Raw genomic sequence first — 17,012 nt, forward strand, 5'->3', positions numbered from 1 at the left:
GGGATGTAGCCAATCGCATGTGCTTAGGCGGATGGTTCAGGCGAGGCCCCGGAACAGCCGCCGCTTGGCCAGTTCGGTGGCGATCAGGTACAGCGCCGTGATGCCCAGCACCGCCGCCAGTACGTTCAGCGGTAGCGGCGTGAAGTCGAACAGCGCGTGGTTGAACGGCAGATAGGGCAGCGCCAGCGTCAGTCCGGTCAGCAGCAGCGTCAAGCGCCACAGCAGGCGGCCGGGAGGGCTGCGATAGGCGGGCCGGGCGGTGCGTACCACCAGCAGCACCCACAGCTCGGTCAACAGCGATTCCACGAACCAGCCGGTGCGAAAGTGCGCCGGCGCACCGTCGGTCAGCCACAGCAGCAGCGCGAAGGTCAGGCCGTCGAAGACCGAGCTGATCAAGCCGAAAGTGAGCATGAAGCGGCGGATGGCGGCCACGTCCCAGCGGTGCGGCTTGGCCACCGCCTCCGCATCGACGCGGTCGGTGGCGATGCCCATCGCCGGCAGGTCGGACAGGAAGTTGTTGAGCAGGATCTGCTTGGGCAGCAGCGGCAGGAAGGGCAGAAACAGGCTCGCCAGGGCCATGCTGACCATGTTGCCGAAGTTGGCGCTGGTGGTGGTGTAGATGTACTTGAGGGTGTTGGCGAAGGTGCTGCGGCCGAACTCGATGCCGCTGCGCAGCACGTCCAGATCGTGGCGCAGCAGCACGAAATCGGCCGCCTCCTTGGCCACGTCCACCGCCGTCTCGACCGAGATGCCGGCGTCGGCGGCGTGCAGGGCCGGGGCGTCGTTGATGCCGTCGCCCAGATAGCCGACCACATGGCCGCTGCGCTTCAGGGCCAGGATGATGCGTTCCTTCTGGTTCGGGTCCACCTCCGCGAACAGGTCGGTGCCGGTGGCCCGCTGCCACAGCGCCTCGTCGCGCATGTCGTCGAGTTCGGCGCCGGTGATGACGGTCGGCGCGGTCATGCCCACCTGCTGCGCCACATGCGTGGCCACCAGTCGGTTGTCGCCGGTGATGATCTTGACCGCCACGCCCAGGCGGCGCAGGTCGGCCAGCGTGCGCTCGATGTCCGGCTTGGGCGGATCGAAGAACAGCAAAAAGCCTTCGAAGCACAGGTCGGTTTCGTCGGCCGCGTGGTAGGACGGTTGCGCCGGCAGGGTCCGGCTGGCCACCCCCAGCACGCGAAAGCCCTGTGCGCTCCAGGCGGCGAAGCGTTGCTGCAGCTGCGCGCCTTGGCCCTCGTCCAGGGCCAGCGCGGCATCGCCCAGGCGCAGGCGGTCGCACACCGCAAGCACGTTGGCGAAGGCGCCCTTGGTCAGCAGTTGCGGGGTGCCGTCCGAACCTGCGGCGACGATGCTCAGCCGTTTGCGCAAAAAGTCGTACGGCACCTCGTCCAGCTTGCGCCAGGCGGCGACATCCAGACCCGCCGGCGCGCCGCTGCCGACGATGGCCTCGTCGAGCGGGTTGCCGATGCCGGTCTCGAAGTGGGCATTCAGGTAGGCGATCTGCGCCACCCGCGCCGAGGGTTCGCCGTCGCTGCCCAGCGCGCCGTCGAGGCGGATCACGCCGGCGGTCAGGGTGCCGGTCTTGTCCGAGCACAGCACGTCCATGCTGCCGAGGTTCTCGATCGCCGCCAGGCGGCGCACGATCACGCCGTTCTTGGCCATCGCCCGCGCGCCATGCGACAGCGTGATGGTCATGATGGCCGGCAGCAGCTCGGGCGACAGGCCGACTGCCAGCGCCACCGAGAACAGCAGCGCCTCGATCACCGGGCGGTGGAAGTAGACGTTGATGGCAAACACCAGCAGCGTCAGGCCCACCATCACCTGCGTCAGCAGGTAGCCGAAGCGGTGGATGCCGCGCTCGAACTCGGTCGGCGGCGAACGGCGCCGCAGCCGGTGGGCGATGGCGCCAAAGGCGGTCGTGGCACCGGTGTCTACCAGCAATGCTCGCGCCGTGCCGCTGCGCACCGAGGTGCCCATGAACACGCAGTTGTGGCGTTGCGCCAGGCCAGCCTTGGCCGGCGCCGTGCCGGGGCTTTTTTCGACCGGGAAGGTTTCGCCGGTCAGCACGGATTCGGAGACGAAAAAGTCCTTGGCCTCCAGCAGCACGCCGTCGGCCGGCACCAGGCTGCCGGCCGACAGCAGCACCACGTCGCCAGGCACCACGGCTTCGCTGGGCAGGCTGACGGGCTGGCCGTCGCGCAGCACCGTGACTTTGCTCGCCACCCGCTGGCGCAGGGCCGCCACCGCCACCGAGGCGCGGTACTCCTGGATGAAACCCAGCCCGCCGCTGCCGAGCACGATGGTCAGCACGATGGCCGCGTCCAGCCATTCGTGCAGAAAAGCCGACAGTGCGCCCGCGAACAGCAGGATCAGCACCAGCGGATCGGTGAACTGCTTCAGCAGCAGGGCGGCTGGCGCCATTCGTTCGCCGTCGGGTAGCCGGTTGGGGCCGTGCTCGGCCAGCCGCTGGGCGGCCTGGGCGCCGGTCAGGCCATCGGGCCGGCTGTCCAGTGCGTCGAACAGCGGCTGTGGCGGCAGGGACCAATAGGCTTCGAGCTTGGCGTCGGCCATGGCGGGACTCGTGGGTAAAGGTCGTCCAGTGCCGGCGAAGTATAGTGACGCCGCCGTGTCGGCCTGCTTCCTGCCGGTTCCACTCGTGGCTGCATCGCCCGTGCCTGCCGTTACCCGATCAATCACCGCTGGCGCCGGTCGCCTTGCCATCGCCAGCTGGCTGCTGGGCTTGCTGCTGTTGGTGGCGGTGGTCGTGGTGGGTCTGCACCTGGGCGAGATCAACCAGGTTGTCGCCCTGCTCGGCGGGCTGCGCCTGCCCTGGCTGCTGGCGGCGCTGGCGCTGCAGGCGGCGACCTACGCCTGCGCCGCGGCGGTATGGCAGCGCGTGCTGACCCGCGCCGGCCAGCGCCAGACGGTTGCCGGCCTGATGCCGCTGAGCCTGGCCAAGCTGTTCACCGATCAGGCCATTCCCAGCGGCGGGCTGAGCGGCAACATCCTGTTCGTGCATGCCATGCGTCGACGTGGCGTGCCTGCGGCACCGGCGATGGCGGCGCTGGCCGTGAGCATGATCAGCCACTGCCTGGCCAACCTGCCGCTGGCGTTGCTGGTGGGCATCGCGCTGGCGCGCCGCGGGCTGCTGAATCCGGCGCTGGCGGCGCTGCTTGGCGCATACGCAGTGTTCGCCATGCTCATCGCCAGCGCCGTGTGGGCGGTCGTCACCGGCCATGGACTGCCGCGCTGGCTGCCGGCGCGGCGCTTTCCACGGGCGGCTCATCTGCTCGATGCGCTGGCCCGTACCACGCCCGGCATGTTGCGCTGGCGGGTGATGCTGCCGGCGGCGGCGCTGCAGGCAGCGATCGTGCTGTGCGATGCCGCCACGCTGTGGGTGATGCTGTGGGCGCTTGGCCAGGCGGTGGCGCCGACGCTGGTGCTGGCGGCCTTTCTGAGCGCAAGCATGGTGATGGAGATGGGGCCGATCCCGCTTGGCCTGGGCAGCTTCGAGGCGGCGTGTGTTGGCGTGCTGGGCCTGGCCGGCGTGCCGCTGGCGGCGGCCTTGCCGGCCACCTTGCTGCTGCGCGGCTTCACCCTGTGGCTGCCGATGTTGCCGGGACTGTGGCTGACACGTCGCGAGCTGCGGGGCGTCAGCCGCGAGCCCAAAGCAGCCTAACGCTCGCCGTCCCGCCGATCCGGCCGGGCAGGGCAGGACTTCGGTTTGGATCAGCGTTTCCGGCAGCCGCCGCGCAGTTGACGGCGATGAACGGCTCCAAACGGCGGGTGCTGGGGTGAGGGCTGGAGGCGCTGGATGTGTGGCAGCAGGGCCCGGTCGATCACGAACAGTCGTTGGTCGATGAAAGGAAAAAGATGGCCGCGCAGCAGCGCGCAGGCGAGGTCCTGGCCGCGGACCGGGCCCGTCTGTCACGCTGCTGTAACCGCTTCTTAAAGCTCCTGACTCGGCAGCGGCCTAGGGTGAATGCCCCGCCAGTTCATTCCGGCGGCGGTTCAATTCACCTGATCAGGAGGCTTCATGAAGCTGTCGAAACTCTCCCTGGCGCTGCTCGCGGCTGGGCTTGGCGGCGTGGCCGTCGCCGACGACGCGGATACCCGTGACTTCGGTCTTTTCGTCCAGAACACCCTGCGCGCAACGGCGCGCGCCACCCTGGGTCTGCCCCGGCCGCTGACCGAGTCGGCCCCGGAAACCGCAGGCGCCTACCGTACGGCGGAACAAGCGGCCCGGGAGCAGGTGCTCATTCCGGCCGGTCTGCGTGCTGCCTACCTGACGCGGGAGGCGGCGAATTCCACCGACATGCTGGCGTTCTATCCGGCGGCGGCGCCCACGCACCTGATCAGCTGCATCGAGGGCGGCCGTGAGGAACTGGCCGGTGACGGCCTGCCGGGCTATGCCGCGGGCGACAAGTTCAATCCGTCGGTGCAGCGCATCAACCTGGCCACCGGCGCGGTGGAAACCATCCTGCGCGGCATGAGCGGTTGCGACGGTATCCGCACCACGCCCTGGGGCACCGTTTTGGCCACCGAGGAAGAGGACGACGGCGGCGCGTATGAAATCCTGAACCCGCTCGCCACCACCAATTACGCCGTCCAGGACCGCGCCAGCGGCCAGATCGTGGACGCATCCGGCGTTACCGACACGGACGAGATCGCCAAGCGTACGGCGCTGCCGACCATCGCCTGGGAAGGGCTGGAAGTCCTGCCCAGCGGCGTGGTCATCGGTGGCGACGAGCTGCGGCCGGGAACCGCGGACGATGACGTCGACGGCGGCGCCATCTTCAAGTTCGTGCCGACGACGCCGCACGGCGGTGGCGCCATTGCCAGTCTGGCCGCCTCACCGCTGGTGGCGGGCAGCGTCCACGCCATGCAGGTGTCCTGCGTCGGCAACAAGCAGCAGTTCGGCCAGGGCTGCGAAATCGGCAACGCCGGCTGGATTCCGGTGGGTGCTGCCACCGCCCGCAGCGATGCTGACGTTGGCGGCGCGACCGGCTACTACCGGCCCGAAGACCTGCACCTGGACCCGGTGTTCCACGACGAAGCCAACCCGGATGCGGTGCGCTTCTGCTGGACCAACACCGGCAACGAGGGCGCAGGCAACTATGCCGAGGTGATGTGCGGCATCGACAGCGCGCCGCTGACCGCCAGCGCCAGCCAGCGCACGGTGGTGGTGAACCGCTTCGTCGAGGGCGACACCGACTTCAACTCCTTCGACAACCTGGCCTTCCAGCCGCACACCGGCGCCCTGTACGTGATCGAGGACCACAACAATGGCGATGTGTTCGCGTGTCTGCGCGACGGTGCCGATCGCGACATCAAGACCGATGGTTGCGTGAAGATGCTGTCCGTGAAGGACAGCTCGGCCGAACCGACCGGCTTCATCTTCGACGCCAGCGGCACCCGCGCCTACGTGTCGATCCAGCACTCGAACGACGGCAACATGCCGCTGGTCGACGGCTACCAGACCGACGACGTGCTGATGATCACCGGCTTCAAGCTGCCGAAACGCTGATTTTCCCCGCCTGAGTCTTGGGGGGCTTCGGCCCCCCTTTTTTTCGCCTCGGCAGGCCGACGGTCGCGCCGTCGCACTGCCCCGTCAGTTCGCTCGCAGGCGCTGGCGCGGCAGGACCTTCAGCCAGCCCGACGGTGCTTCTGCAGCCGCAGCTGTACCTGCCGGCGAGTCAGGCCCAGCTGGCGCGCGGCGGCGGCGAGGTTGCCGTTGGCATCGGTCACTGCCTGTTCCAGTAGCGCGTGTTCGATGGCATCGAAGCGGCGCCGGCCGGTGTCCGCGGCGAGCAGTGCGGCCGCCTGTGCGCGCAGGGCATCGGCGTTGTCACTCAGGCGGCCGGCGGTGTCGAGTGCAAAGGCGGCCGGGCGGGTTGAACCGCCGCGCAGCGCCAGCTGCGGCAGATCGATGGCCTCGCCGTCGCCCACCAGCAGGACGGCCCGCTCGATGAGGTTTTCAAGCTCGCGGATGTTGCCGGGAAACTCATAGGCGAACAGCGCCTCGACCGCGCGGGCGGTGAAGCCAGGCACCGACTTGCCATGTGCGGCGCAGAAGCGGCGCAGCAGGTAGGCCATCAGCAGCGGGATGTCGTCGCGCCGCTCGCGCAGCGGCGGGATCGGCACCGGGAAGGTGGTGAGCCGGAAGTACAGGTCCTCGCGAAAGCGCTTGGCCTCGACTGCGAGGTGCAGATCCTCGTTGCAGGCGGCCATGACGCGTACGTCGACGCGGCGGGTCTTGCTGTCACCCACGCGTTCGATTTCGCGCTCCTGCAATGCGCGCAGCAGCTTGCCCTGGGCGGCCAGGCTCAGGCTGGTCACCTCGTCCAGGAACAGTGTGCCGCCGTCGGCGCGCTCGAAGCGTCCGGCGCGCGAGCTGCTGGCGCCGGTGTAGGCGCCCTTGGCCACGCCGAACAGCTCGGTCTCGATCAGCGTCTCGGGCAGCGCCGCGCAGTTGACGGCGATGAACGGCTCGTCGCGGCGGCGGCTCATGCGATGCGCCAGGCGCGCGAACACCTCCTTGCCGACGCCGGTTTCGCCCACGAACAGCAGCGTGGCGCGGCTGTCGGCGGCCTTGCGCAGCAGATGCATGGCAGCGCCGAAGCCGGCCGAGATGCCGACCACGCCATCGGTTTCGCCGGCCTCCAGGTCGGTAAAGCGGTTCACGGATGATTCGGGCTGGTAATAGCGGGTGTCCGGCGCCTCGGTCAGCCACTCGTCGAGTGGTTTGCCGATCAGTCGGCAGGCCTCGTGGCCCATGCCGCGGCATTCCACCTCGCGCATCAGGATCGGCCGGCCGGCAAAGGCGCTGGCAAAGCCGCTGGCGTAGCCGGATTGCATCCAGCACACCGGCTCCGGGCTGGTGCCGTAGGCGTCGACGTGAACGCTGGCCTCCAGCGAGTCGTGCACCAGGAACTCGCCCGCGAAGGCGCCGCTTTCCGGCTCCGCGTGCAGGCGCACCACCTGCGACCAGCCGAAGCCGGCCAGCGCGTGCACCTGCGGTCCGACCGCGAAGGCGTCGAAGTAGCTCACGTCCGGGCGCAGGCGCCGCGCTGCCTCGGCATCGCGGCCGCCCTCGGCATAACCGATGCGCGACAGCAGCTCGCGCGCCACCGCCGGTCCCAGGCGGTCGATCAGCTCGCGCCGCAGAGCGCCGTAGACGCTGGCTGTCAGCAGCACGCCGCGCTGGTCGCGCACCCAGATGCGGCCGGTGTCGGGCGTGAAGCGAACCTGCTCGGCCAGGTCACGAATGTCGGGCAGGCTGGGGGCGGGTACGGCGTTGAGCATGATGTACGTCGGGGTAACTTGCATTGCGCGAAGTATGACGAAAGATGACGTCAGCGTCACTTTCTATTTCATGCGCGAAGCCCATTCTGGTAACAAACGGCCGTAAACCCGCGTCGCCACGCCAATCGGCGGATTTGGCACGCCGTCTGCAATGTGACGGTCACACACGCCGCTTGCCGTAGCCGCTACGCGGCGGCGGCGATTTCGAGCTTCGAGGAGGAGTCACGGATGACCGACTACGCTGGTCTGGTATCGGCGGCGGGCGCCATGCAGCGCCGCCAGATGTACGCCGACCCTGCCGTCTACGAACAGGAGCTGGAGCGCATCTTCGGCCGCTGCTGGCTGTTTCTGGTCCACGAGTCGCAGATCCCGCAGCCGGGCGACTTCTTTCGCACCTTCATGGGCGAGGACGACGTGCTGGTGGTGCGCCAAAAGGACCGCTCGATCAAGGCCTTCCTGAACACCTGCACGCACCGCGGTAACCGCCTGTGCCGGGCCGACCGCGGCAACGCCAAGGCCTTTGCCTGCAACTACCACGGCTGGGCCTTCGGCGCCGACGGCGCGCTGGTCAACGTGCCGCTGGAGAAGGACGCCTACTTCAGCGAAATTGACAAATCCCGCTTCGGCCTGGTCGAGGTCGAGCAGGTGGCTTCCTACAAGGGCCTGGTGTTTGGCTGTTTCGATCGCGGCGCGCCCAGCCTGGCCGATTACCTCGGCGACATGAAGTGGTACCTGGACGTGTGGCTGGATGCCCTGCCGGGTGGCAGCGTGCTGCTCGGCGAGGCGCAGAAGGTGGAAATCCCCACCAACTGGAAGCTGCCGGTCGAGAACGTCTGCGGCGACGGCTACCACCTCGGCTGGGCCCATGCCGGCGCCATGAAGGCCGTGCAGAGCATGGATTTTTCGGGCTTCACGGTGGGCAACGCCAGCGTGGATCTCGAAGGCGGGCTGTCCATTGCCGGCCTGAACGGCCACTCGCTGCTGGCCACGCTCGATGGCGTGTCCGGCTACAGCTTCTATCCGGACAATGGCGACATCATGCGCTGGCTGGAGGCCAACCGGCCGACGGTGATCGAGCGCCTCGGGCGCGTGCGCGGCGAGAAGTTCTGGGGCTCGCAGCTGAACTTCACCATCTTCCCGAACCTGCAGTTCCTGCCGGGCCTGAACTGGTTCCGCGTCTACCACCCCAAGGGCCCGGGCCGCATCGAGCAGTGGACCTGGGCCATGGCCGAGCAGGCCATGCCGGAAGCCATCAAGCAGCGCATCCTGGACAACCAGCTGCTCACCTTCGGCCCGGCCGGACTGTTCGACAACGACGACGGCGACAACCTGGCCGCCTGCACCGAGCAGTCGCGCGGCTGGCGCACCCGGCAGATGGACGTCTACACCAACATGGCCCAGGGCCACAGCGGCCGCCGCCCCGGCCTGCCGGGCGACATCGCCGTCGGCGTGGTCAGCGAGCACAACCAGCGCTACTTCTACCGCCGCTGGCAGGAACACATGGCCGCCGCCGACTGGCGCGCGGTGCCCCAGTACAACCTCAATTCCCTGCACGCTGCGGAGGGCCTGGCCCATGCCGGCTGAAACGCACGCCCTGCTGTCCATCGACCAGCATCTGGCGCTGACGCAGACGCTGTACCGCGAAGCCCGCCTGCTCGACGAGGAACGCTACGCCGACTGGCTGGAGCTGCTGGCCGATGACGTGCATTACCGGATGCCGCTGACGGCACGCCGCTTTCGGGCCGACCGCAGCGCCGCGCTGGCCGAGGGGCCGGGCTACGTGTTCGATGACGACAAGGGCCGCCTCGGTCTGCGCGTGCAGCGCCTGGAATCGGGCCTGGTGTGGGCCGAGGACCCGCGCAACCGGGTACGGCGCATCGTCAGCAACGTCGAGATTTATCGGGCCGAAACTGACGGCGAGGCCACGGTCCATTCCGTGATCGAGGTGCACCGCAGCCGCATCGACGCCCAGCAGCGGCGCCTGACCGCTGGTCGTACCGACCTGTGGCGCCTGGAAGGAGGCAGCTGGCGTCTGGTGCAGCGGCTGATCCAGTTCGACCACCCAGTGGTGATCGACAGCAATCTGAACGTGTTTTTCTAAAGACGAGGAGGAGGCGCCCATGAGACCCCACGAGCAGGCACAGCCACCGCAGGACTATTTCCGTTATGTGAACGTCGACGCCGGCTGGGTCGACCGGCGCATTTTCTGGGACGAGGCCATCTACGAGCGCGAGCTGGAGGCCATCTTCGCCCGCTGCTGGCAGTTCGTGGCGCACGACTCGCAAATCCCGAACGCCGGGGATTTCGTCACCACCTACCTCGGCGAGGACGGCGTGATCGTGTCCCGCCATACCGACGGCAAGGTGTATGTGTACCTGAACGCCTGCCCGCACCGCGGCAACAAGATCTGCTTTGCCGACGAGGGCAACGCGCGCCGCTTCACCTGCAACTACCACGGCTGGGCCTTCAGCACGGCCGGCGAGCTGACCGGCCTGCCCAGCGAGCGCGAAGCCTATGACGCCGGCGACATCGACAAGGCCGCCTGGGGGCCGCGCCGGGCGCGGGTCGAAACCTACAAGGGCATGATCTTCGCCACCTTCGATCCGGACGCGCCCGGCCTGGAGGAATACCTCGGCGACTACCGCTGGTACCTGGACGCGTTCCTGGACAACGACGAGGGCGGCATCGAGTTCCTGCCCGGCACCATCAAGTCCTACGCCAACGCCAACTGGAAGTTCGGTGTCGAGAACTTCATCGGCGACGCCTACCACGCCTGGTGGACGCACGACTCGGGCGGCCGCGCCATGATGGGCGGGCCGTTCCCGGCCTACGACCCGAAGGACACCTATCACGCCAGCGTCAACGGTCACGGCTGGGAGTTCGCGCTGGAAGGATTTGGCGACATCGCCATCCTGGGTTCGCAGGAAGTCATCGACTACTACGCGGCGCTCAAGCCGAAGATCGCCGCCCGGCTGGGCGAACTGCGCGCGCGCCTGTTCGGCTCGCTGGCCTCGGCCGCCATGTTCCCGAACATGACCTTCCTGCCCGGCATCCACACCTTTCGCATGTGGCTGCCGCGCGGCCCGCGCAAGCTCGAACTGCGGGTCTGGACGGTGGTGCCGAAAAACGCCCCGCAGTCGGTCAAGCAGGCCATCAACATCGGCTGCAACATGACCTTCAACCCCGCCGGCACGCTGGAGATGGACGACGGCGAGAACTGGGAGGGCAACACTCGCACCAACCGCGGCTGGGTCAGCCGGCACGAGAAGCTGCACTACGGCTGCGGCAAGAGCCGCCAGATCGAGCACCCGGAACTGCCGGGCATCGTCCACGAGGGCCAGTTCAACGACGCCAACCAGCGCCTGTTCTACCAGCGCTGGGCGGACCTGATGAACGCCAAATCCTGGTCCGACGTGCCGCAGCGTTACGCGCCGCGCTACGCCGGCCGGCCCACCCGCTGACCGGAGAGCGCCCATGAACGCCATCGCCAGGGACGTGCAGGCAGCCGCGCAGCCGCCATCACCGGAGCTGATAAGCGAAGTCCAGCAGTTCTACTACCGCGAAGCGCGCCTGAAGGACCGCCAGGACTACCGCGCCTGGCTGGCGCTGCTGACGCCCGACGTCCACTACTGGATGCCGGCCCGCGTGCAGCGCTACCGGCGCGACGAGCGCGCGCCATCCGTGCTGCACAGCGCCTACTACAACGACCATCTCGAGCACCTGGAAAAGCGCATTGCGCGCCTGGAAACCGGCACCTGCTGGACCGAAGACCCGGCCACGCGCACCGCGCACTTGGTGCACAACGTGGAGGTCGAGCACACGGATGATCCCGACCAATACCGCGTGCATTCCATCTCGGTCGTGTACCGCAACATCAACGAGGACGAGGAGCACACCCTGCACTGCCTGCGCGAGGACCTGCTGCGGCGCGTGGACGGGCAGCTGCGCATCGCCCGGCGCCTGCTGACCGCGCAGCAGAATATCTTCATGAACAAAAGCCTGAACGTATTCCCCTGAGGAAGCCCTGTGACCGATTACCTGCGTTATTACCTGTGCTCGCTGGTGGTGCTGGCCGGCATCGTCGGCTTCATGCTCGGCGGCTGGTGGATGTGGGCCGGCGTGGGCACGTTCTTCGTGCTGGCCGGGCTGGACGCCGTATCGCGGCCGGATCATTCCGTGCGTCGCTTCCGGTACCCGCGCCTGGCCGATGTGCCGCTGTACCTGCACTGCGTGCTGATGGTGGCGCTGTACGCCGCCTTTGCGTGGCGCATGCAGGCCGGGCTTGGGGTGCAGGGCGCCGTGGCGACGGTGCTGGTGCTGGCCGGCGCGGTCGCCTCGCTGGTGTGGCTGAACGCGGTTCCGAACGTGCCGGTGGCGCACGAGCTCATGCACCGCAAGGACTGGCTCTCGCGCGGCTTGGCCAAGTTCATCAGCGCCATGTTTGCCGACGCGCACCGCGACATTCCGCACCTGTACACGCACCACATCCATTTCGATACCGAAGCGGACGCCGACTACGCGCCGCGCGGCAGCAGCGTGTATCCGTTCATGTGGCGCTGTACCAAGCGCAATTTCGAGGAACTGCTGATCGCCGCCCGCAAGCGGCAGGCGGTTACCGGCGCCGCACTGTGGTCGCCGCGCAACTTCCTGTTCTGGGAATTCGCGTTGCTGCTGTCGATCCCGCTGGCGGTGGGCCTGTACGGCGGCCCGCTGGCCGGCGCGTTGACCCTGCTGGCGCAGATCAGCAGCAAGTTCTTCCTGGAGGCGCTCAATTACATCCAGCACTACGGCCTGGTGCGCGTGCCCGGTTCACCGACCCGGCTGCACCACACCTGGAACCACCTGACCTGGATCGACCGCACCATCGGCTACGAGATCACCACCCACGTCGATCACCACATCGATCCGGACCTGCGCTTCGACCAGCTGGTGCCGCACCCGGATGCGCCGCAGATGCCGAACCTGTTCGTGTGCGCCGTCAGCGCCTTCATCCCGCCGCTGTGGTTCGCGCGCATTGCCAAGCCGCTGCTCAAGGACTGGGATTTGCGCTTCGCCAGTCCGCAGGAGCGGCAGATCGCCCGCGAAGCCAACCGCCGGGCCGGCTGGCCGGATTGGTTGGCCGAGCAGAGCGAAGCTCCGTTCGCTCAAGGCGCCCCCGCCTGATTGCCGGGCGACGGCGCCTCACGCGTGCCGCCGTTCCTGCAGATGGTGGGCCTGTGGGACTCGAACCCACAAGCGATAGGGTATTGGCGGCACCGTTGTGTGGCCTGCAGCCGCGCGCCATCAAACTTTGATAGGGCCGCACATTCCTGTGAAGGTCAGCGCATTCCAGGTCTTCTTGATTGCTCGTCCGGTCTCTTGGCTCACAAACAGCGACGACCGGCTGCCGTGGGGCCTGCCAAGGAAATAGGGGCGCATCGTTTCCCATGTCTCGGCTATCTCTGCCAGTGCCAGCCGCCTTTGCCTGGCGGATGCAGGCCGGGCTCGGGGTTCAGGGTGCCGTGGCCGACCGTGCTGGTGCTGGCCGGCGCGGTCGCCTCGCTGGTGTGGCTGAACGCGGTTCCGAACGTGCCGGTGGCGCACGAGCTCATGCACCGCTCCTGTTCGACTTTTAACTGGACACTACTTGAGGCTGACCGTGAACTGAGGCGCGCGCTCCGTGTCGGTTGCCGCCCCCGACACCGAAGTCGGGCACCGGCATGGCCCGTGGCAGGCCTCTGCGATTCGGGGGTTGACGCCGCATTGCACGGAAAATAGGATGCTGGTACGGTCGGACCCGAACCACTCCCTTGGCCCCTGGCCCGGCAGATCTTTCGTCGACATTCACCTCTTGTCAGTAACACGAAGTTCTACGGAGTTCTAATGATGATGAACAAACTCGGCTTTGCGGTCACGCTGGCGGGCGCCTTGGCGTTTGCCCCAGTCGCATCGCAGGCAGTGCCTGCAACCTATACCTTCAGCGGCGTCGGTTCCGGAACCTGGGGCGACGGCTCGACCTTCACCAATACCGACTTCTCCTTCGTGTTCAGCGCCGACACCTCGGACATCGTCGACGATGGTGTCGGCTTCTTCCGGCTGTACAACGTCGGCGGCAGCTTCAGCGAAGGCGGCTCGACCTTCGCCCTGGCACCGACCAGCACGATCGTGGTTTCCAGCGATCCTTCGCTGGCGCTCGCGAACTTCTTCAATGCGACTGTCGAGAACGGCCTCGGCGGCATGAATGCAGACCTGATTGGCTATGACCTGTCGGAGTCGCTGGGGCCGCTTGCACTCTCGCCGCTGACGCCGACCTTCAACGGCGGCAGCTTCGCGTTCGCCGACGGCAACGGGTCGGTGCAGATGACCGGCAACAGCGTGCTGTCATTCCAGGCGGCGGTCGTGCCGGAACCCAGCACCGTGGCCCTGATGGGACTCGGCTTGGCCGCAATCGGCCTCACGCGTCGCCGCACTGCCGGCGCCGGCCGGTAACCGCCTCCGCGTGCGCGAGGGCGAGGGCGAGGTTCAGTAGACGACCACCGAGCGGACTGACTCCGCCGCGATTCTTCAACTCGACGCCGTGGGTGATGAGCGTACGTGTGATCAGCGGGTGGGCGCCGAGTCCCCGTCCATGTACCAGTCGACGATCCCGGGCATGTCGGTTCTCCCGCCCGCGCCACCGAAGGCTGAGCCTGTCTAGACCCGGCCGCTGACGAGTTGGAACGGTCGCGCACGATCTCCTGTCCAGCGCAGCATGGCATGCATCCTGTGCCCCATCCCTCCGTGGTTCGGGCGCATCGCCAAGCCGCTGCTCAAGGACCGGGATTTGTGCTTCGCCAGTCTCCAGCAGCGGCAGATCGCCCGCGAGGCCAACCGCAAGGCCGGCTGGCCGGATTGGCTGGATGAGATGGGAGCTGCGCCTGTCGCCGCAGCAATTGCCGGCGCCTGAGAGGCCCCGCGCGCACCGGAAGTCTCACCGGTCGCGCTGCAAATCCCGCCTTGGCGTGCGCGGAACAGGAACATTCGGCGCCCGGGCCTTTTCGCCCTGAGCGCTGGACGCGGCCAGCATCCGGCCGCCCTGTGTTGCCGCGCCGCAGGCTCAGTGAGCCTGGCGGTTTTTCGCATTCAGCGCGCTGGACGAGCCCATCACCCAGTCGGTCCATGCGATACCCAGCGCGGACAGAATGAAAACCACGTGGATGATGGTCTGCCACATGACCGCGCCTTCCGTGAGCGCAGTGCATCGCACGCCGGCGGCAGCCGTCGCGCACAGCGGCAGGGCGCCCAGCGTGCCGGCTTCGATGAACGTCTTGAGCAGATGAATCGACGAAATGCCGATGATCGCCAGCGCCAGCTTCACCTTCAGCACCGTGGCGTTGACGTGCGAGAGCCATTCCGGTTGATCCTGGTGGCCCTCGATGCCCAGTCGCGACACAAAGGTCTCGTAGCCGCCCACGATCACCATGATCAGCAGGTTGGAAATCATCACCACGTCGATCAGCCCGAGCACGATCAGCATGATTTCCTGCTCGCTCAGCGACACGGCGCCGTGGATCAGATGCCACAACTCCTTCAAAAACAGCACCACGTACACGCCCTGTGCGGCGATCAGGCCCAGATACAGCGGCAACTGCAGCCAGCGTGAGGAAAAAATCAGCGCCGGCAACGGCTTGATCTTGCGCGGTGGGGTGGACGTCATGAATTAACTGCCTGAACGGTGGGGTGGGGCTTGCGCGTGCAGCGGGCGCGGATGGTAGCCGGACGGCGTGGCTGCGGCAAAGACGCTGGGCGCTCAGACCGGCACTTCGTGCCACGGGTGCGCACCTGGCAGGAGGCGCTGGAAATGATGGTGGCCGATCAGCCGGCCGGCCCGGAGTCGGGGCATGATGCCGGCGTGCCGGTATCCTGAACAAAGCGATCCACTCCCCAATCTGGCAAATATCCGAATGACTGACGACACCCACGCCGCCTCGACCGGCGCCGACATCAAGCTGCGCCTGCGCAATCTCGTGGCGGACGACTACCCGGCCATCAAGAAGATCATGGACCGGGTCTACCCGGGCATGGGCGGCGCCTGGCCGCGCAAGAAGTACCTGGCCATGCTCAAGACCTTTCCGGAGGGCCAGATCTGCATCGAGGACAACGGCGTGGCGGTGGCGGCGGCGTTCTCGGTGATCGTCGACTACGACAAGTTCGGCGACGAACACACCTACGACGAGATCACCGGCAACGCCTACCTGACCACGCACGACCCAAACGGCGACGTGCTGTACGGCGTGGACGTGTTCGTCGATCCGGACTACCGCAACCTGCGTCTGGGCCGGCGCCTGTACGAGGCGCGCAAGGAGCTGTGCAAGAACCTGAACCTGCGCGCCATCATCGCCGGCGGGCGCATTCCCAACTACCGCGACTACGCCGAGCGCATGACGCCGCAGGAGTACATCGAGGCGGTGCGCCGGCGCGAGGTCTATGACCCGATCCTGAGCTTCCAGCTGGCCAACGATTTCGAGGTCAAGCGCGTGCTCAAGGGCTACCTGCCGGAGGACAAGGAATCGCAGGGCTACGCCACGCTGCTGGAGTGGTTCAACATCTACTACGAGCCGAAGGACTCGAAGCTGTTCGGCGCGCGCAAGACGGTGGCGCGCATCGGCTGCGTGCAGTGGCAGATGCGCCAGATGCACAGCGTCGAGGAACTGGTCAAGCAGGTCGAGTATTTCGTCGACGCGCTATCGGACTACCGCTGCGACATTGCGCTGTTTCCAGAGTTCTTCAACGCGCCGCTGATGGGCCTGGCCGAGCACCGCAATACGGCCGAGGCGATCCGCTTCCTGGCCCAGTTCACGCCACGCATCCGCGACGACATCCAGCGCCTGGCGGTCAGCTACAACATCAACATCATCGCCGGCTCGATGCCGCTGCTCGAGGATGGCGAGCTGTACAACGTGGCCTACCTGTGCCGCCGCGATGGCTCCGTCGACACCCAGTACAAGCTGCACCCGACGCCGCACGAGAAGCGTGACTGGGCCATGGAAGGCGGCAACCGGCTGACCGCGTTCGACACCGACTTCGGGCGCATCGGCGTGCTGATCTGCTACGACGTGGAGTTCCCGGAACTGGCGCGCCTGCTCGGCGACCAGGAGATGCAGATCCTGTTCGTGCCGTTCTGGACCGACACCAAGAACGGTTACCTGCGCGTGCGCCGCTGCGCCCAGGCACGGGCCATCGAGAACGAGTGCTACGTCGCCATCGGCGGCAGCATCGGCAACCTGCCCCAGGTGGACAGCGTGGACATCCAGTACAGCCAGACGGCGGTGTTCTCGCCGTCGGACTTCTCCTTCCCGCACGACGCCATCATGGCCGAGACCACGCCCAATACCGAGATGACGCTGATCGTCGACGTCGACCTGGACAAGCTGCAGATGCTGCAGAACGAGGGCTCGGTGCGCAATTACCTGGATCGCCGCCGCGACCTGTACCGGGTGCAGTGGCTGGGGGAGGGCTAGAGTCCAGTCCCGTCAATACGTGAGCAAGGTTGACGCAGCTTTTCGAGGATGGAATCAGCAGTGCCGGTCCAGCGAAACGGCCGGCAGTTCGTGTTGCAGGCCGTGACGAAGTGGTCGATGCGCTGCACGAGTCGTTTGAGGCCGGTGAAGGATCCGCGCCGAATGGCTTTGTCGGTGATCAGCGCGAAGAAGCGCTCAGCCTGATGGGGCCATGAACTGCAGGAG

The 17,012-nt window shown here is 67.2% G+C and carries 14 protein-coding genes and 1 pseudogene; 10 read left to right on the forward strand and 5 right to left on the reverse strand.

Annotated features, from left to right (window positions below; genetic code table 11):
• Positions 1-36: 36 nt before the first annotated feature.
• The gene (gene mgtA, locus H5U26_RS01995) at positions 37-2,574 is read right to left on the reverse strand and encodes a magnesium-translocating P-type ATPase (RefSeq protein ID WP_290616126.1); all 2,538 of its coding nucleotides are present in this window, start codon (positions 2,572-2,574) and stop codon (positions 37-39) included.
• Positions 2,575-2,674: 100 nt separating this feature from the next.
• On the opposite strand from mgtA, the gene H5U26_RS02000 reads away from it, so the two are divergent.
• Together H5U26_RS02000 and H5U26_RS02005 are read left to right on the forward strand one after the other, a co-directional pair.
• On the forward strand, positions 2,675-3,682 hold the full coding sequence (locus H5U26_RS02000) for a lysylphosphatidylglycerol synthase transmembrane domain-containing protein (protein ID WP_290616128.1): 1,008 nt from the start codon (positions 2,675-2,677) through the stop codon (positions 3,680-3,682).
• A 357-nt stretch (positions 3,683-4,039) separates the two neighbouring features.
• Positions 4,040-5,530, forward strand: coding sequence for an alkaline phosphatase PhoX (locus H5U26_RS02005; protein WP_290616130.1), 1,491 nt, complete (start codon positions 4,040-4,042; stop codon positions 5,528-5,530).
• A 119-nt stretch (positions 5,531-5,649) separates the two neighbouring features.
• Here H5U26_RS02005 and H5U26_RS02010 read toward each other — a convergent pair whose 3' ends face one another.
• Entirely contained in the window at positions 5,650-7,308 is a 1,659-nt protein-coding gene (locus H5U26_RS02010; RefSeq protein ID WP_290616132.1) for a sigma-54-dependent Fis family transcriptional regulator, read from the reverse strand.
• 228 nt (positions 7,309-7,536) lie between these two features.
• On the opposite strand from H5U26_RS02010, the gene H5U26_RS02015 reads away from it, so the two are divergent.
• Genes H5U26_RS02015 through H5U26_RS02035 form a run of 5 tightly spaced genes read left to right on the forward strand, consistent with a single transcriptional unit; the run spans position 7,537 to position 12,471 of the window.
• Positions 7,537-8,892, forward strand: a complete 1,356-nt coding sequence (locus tag H5U26_RS02015) for an aromatic ring-hydroxylating dioxygenase subunit alpha (RefSeq protein WP_290616134.1) — start codon at positions 7,537-7,539, stop codon at positions 8,890-8,892.
• Positions 8,882-9,409, forward strand: a complete 528-nt coding sequence (locus H5U26_RS02020; protein WP_290616137.1) for a 3-phenylpropionate/cinnamic acid dioxygenase subunit beta — start codon at positions 8,882-8,884, stop codon at positions 9,407-9,409. The genes H5U26_RS02015 and H5U26_RS02020 overlap by 11 nt, the downstream gene beginning before the upstream one ends.
• 19 nt (positions 9,410-9,428) lie before the next feature.
• Complete coding sequence (locus H5U26_RS02025; protein ID WP_290616139.1) at positions 9,429-10,769, forward strand: aromatic ring-hydroxylating dioxygenase subunit alpha; 1,341 nt, start codon at positions 9,429-9,431, stop codon at positions 10,767-10,769.
• A 13-nt stretch (positions 10,770-10,782) separates the two neighbouring features.
• Positions 10,783-11,325 (forward strand): 3-phenylpropionate/cinnamic acid dioxygenase subunit beta, encoded by a 543-nt coding sequence (locus tag H5U26_RS02030; protein ID WP_290616141.1) that lies wholly within the window; start codon positions 10,783-10,785, stop codon positions 11,323-11,325.
• A 9-nt stretch (positions 11,326-11,334) separates the two neighbouring features.
• Positions 11,335-12,471 (forward strand): alkane 1-monooxygenase, encoded by a 1,137-nt coding sequence (locus tag H5U26_RS02035; protein WP_290616143.1) that lies wholly within the window; start codon positions 11,335-11,337, stop codon positions 12,469-12,471.
• A gap of 272 nt (positions 12,472-12,743) precedes the next feature.
• On the opposite strand, the gene H5U26_RS02040 is transcribed toward H5U26_RS02035, so the two are convergent.
• Positions 12,744-12,899, reverse strand: a complete 156-nt coding sequence (locus H5U26_RS02040) for a hypothetical protein (RefSeq protein ID WP_290616145.1) — start codon at positions 12,897-12,899, stop codon at positions 12,744-12,746.
• A gap of 271 nt (positions 12,900-13,170) precedes the next feature.
• Here H5U26_RS02040 and H5U26_RS02045 point away from each other — a divergent pair, with 271 nt between their 5' ends.
• Together H5U26_RS02045 and H5U26_RS02050 are read left to right on the forward strand one after the other, a co-directional pair.
• Positions 13,171-13,776 (forward strand): PEP-CTERM sorting domain-containing protein, encoded by a 606-nt coding sequence (locus H5U26_RS02045; RefSeq protein ID WP_290616147.1) that lies wholly within the window; start codon positions 13,171-13,173, stop codon positions 13,774-13,776.
• Between the two features lie 262 nt (positions 13,777-14,038).
• Entirely contained in the window at positions 14,039-14,233 is a 195-nt protein-coding gene (locus H5U26_RS02050) for a hypothetical protein (protein ID WP_290616149.1), read from the forward strand.
• 150 nt (positions 14,234-14,383) lie between these two features.
• On the opposite strand, the gene H5U26_RS02055 is transcribed toward H5U26_RS02050, so the two are convergent.
• Positions 14,384-14,983: a TIGR00645 family protein gene (locus H5U26_RS02055; RefSeq protein ID WP_290616151.1), complete on the reverse strand. Its 600-nt coding sequence runs from the start codon at positions 14,981-14,983 to the stop codon at positions 14,384-14,386.
• Positions 14,984-15,230: 247 nt separating this feature from the next.
• Between H5U26_RS02055 and H5U26_RS02060 the strand changes: the two genes are divergently transcribed.
• Entirely contained in the window at positions 15,231-16,787 is a 1,557-nt protein-coding gene (locus tag H5U26_RS02060) for a bifunctional GNAT family N-acetyltransferase/carbon-nitrogen hydrolase family protein (RefSeq protein WP_290616153.1), read from the forward strand.
• Here the strand turns inward: H5U26_RS02060 and H5U26_RS02065 are convergent.
• Positions 16,784-17,011: pseudogene (locus tag H5U26_RS02065) on the reverse strand (IS630 family transposase); the annotation flags it as partial. The gene H5U26_RS02060 and the pseudogene H5U26_RS02065 sit on opposite strands and share 4 nt — an antisense overlap.
• Position 17,012: the final 1 nt, after the last annotated feature.

Source organism: Immundisolibacter sp. (assembly GCF_014359565.1).
Classification (GTDB): Bacteria; Pseudomonadota; Gammaproteobacteria; order Immundisolibacterales; family Immundisolibacteraceae; genus Immundisolibacter.

Coding starts and splice junctions, on each gene's coding strand:
- mgtA (WP_290616126.1), bottom strand. CDS start 2,574: ATGGCCGACGCCAAGCTCGAAGCCTATTGGTCCCTGCCGCCACAGCCG.
- H5U26_RS02005 (WP_290616130.1), top strand. CDS start 4,040: ATGAAGCTGTCGAAACTCTCCCTGGCGCTGCTCGCGGCTGGGCTTGGC.
- H5U26_RS02010 (WP_290616132.1), bottom strand. CDS start 7,308: ATGCTCAACGCCGTACCCGCCCCCAGCCTGCCCGACATTCGTGACCTG.
- H5U26_RS02015 (WP_290616134.1), top strand. CDS start 7,537: ATGACCGACTACGCTGGTCTGGTATCGGCGGCGGGCGCCATGCAGCGC.
- H5U26_RS02020 (WP_290616137.1), top strand. CDS start 8,882: ATGCCGGCTGAAACGCACGCCCTGCTGTCCATCGACCAGCATCTGGCG.
- H5U26_RS02025 (WP_290616139.1), top strand. CDS start 9,429: ATGAGACCCCACGAGCAGGCACAGCCACCGCAGGACTATTTCCGTTAT.
- H5U26_RS02030 (WP_290616141.1), top strand. CDS start 10,783: ATGAACGCCATCGCCAGGGACGTGCAGGCAGCCGCGCAGCCGCCATCA.
- H5U26_RS02040 (WP_290616145.1), bottom strand. CDS start 12,899: ATGAGCTCGTGCGCCACCGGCACGTTCGGAACCGCGTTCAGCCACACC.
- H5U26_RS02045 (WP_290616147.1), top strand. CDS start 13,171: ATGATGATGAACAAACTCGGCTTTGCGGTCACGCTGGCGGGCGCCTTG.
- H5U26_RS02050 (WP_290616149.1), top strand. CDS start 14,039: ATGGCATGCATCCTGTGCCCCATCCCTCCGTGGTTCGGGCGCATCGCC.
- H5U26_RS02055 (WP_290616151.1), bottom strand. CDS start 14,983: ATGACGTCCACCCCACCGCGCAAGATCAAGCCGTTGCCGGCGCTGATT.
- H5U26_RS02060 (WP_290616153.1), top strand. CDS start 15,231: ATGACTGACGACACCCACGCCGCCTCGACCGGCGCCGACATCAAGCTG.